A 592-nucleotide genomic window follows, 5' to 3' on the forward strand; every position below is an offset into this window, starting at 1 on the left:
GCGGCGACGGCCAGGGCGGCGTTGGACACCCAGGTGGTGATCCAGTACGACCAGGCGGCCAGGAAGCCCGCGAAGTCGCCGAAGGCCGCGCGGGCGTAGACGTACGGTCCGCCGGTGCGCGGATCGCGCTCGGCGAGCCGCCCGAAGACGAGCGCGAGGGCGATGGCACCGGCGGTCAGGACGCCGAAGGCGACGAGGCTGATGGTGCCGAAGGGGGCGACGGAGGCCGGCAGCAGGAAGATGCCGCCGCCGATGATGTTGCCCATGACGAGACAGGTCGCGATCGGAAGCCCGAAGCGCCGGGAGTGCCTGCTCCCCGCCTCGGCCGGTTCCCCCTGCTCAGGGGCCGGAGCCGGCCGCGCCGCCGCGGTTCCGGAGTCGTGCATGGGGTGGTGCGCCTCTCGTCGTGCCAGGTGCCCGGGATCGCCGGGCGGAAGCCATGGTCGGGCACGGCGGACGCTGCTCAAAATCAGTGCGTTTTGTCCTGTACGACGCCGTCGACCACCGCAAATGCTGTGCCGCCGGGGACTTCGGACGGGGAATCATCCACCGGAACCTGCGGCCCCTGGCCCTCGTCGAGCCAGCGGCGCAG

The 592-nt window shown here is 72.3% G+C and carries 1 protein-coding gene; it reads right to left on the minus strand.

Going from position 1 to position 592, the window contains the following annotated elements; genetic code table 11:
- Positions 1-386, minus strand: a 386-nt coding sequence (locus AOK22_RS37975) for an amino acid permease (RefSeq protein ID WP_157872423.1), incomplete at its 3' end; no start/stop codon positions are given.
- Positions 387-592: the final 206 nt, after the last annotated feature.

This window comes from Streptomyces silaceus (assembly GCF_001419745.1).
In the GTDB taxonomy this organism is placed as follows: Bacteria; Actinomycetota; Actinomycetes; order Streptomycetales; family Streptomycetaceae; genus Streptomyces; species Streptomyces silaceus.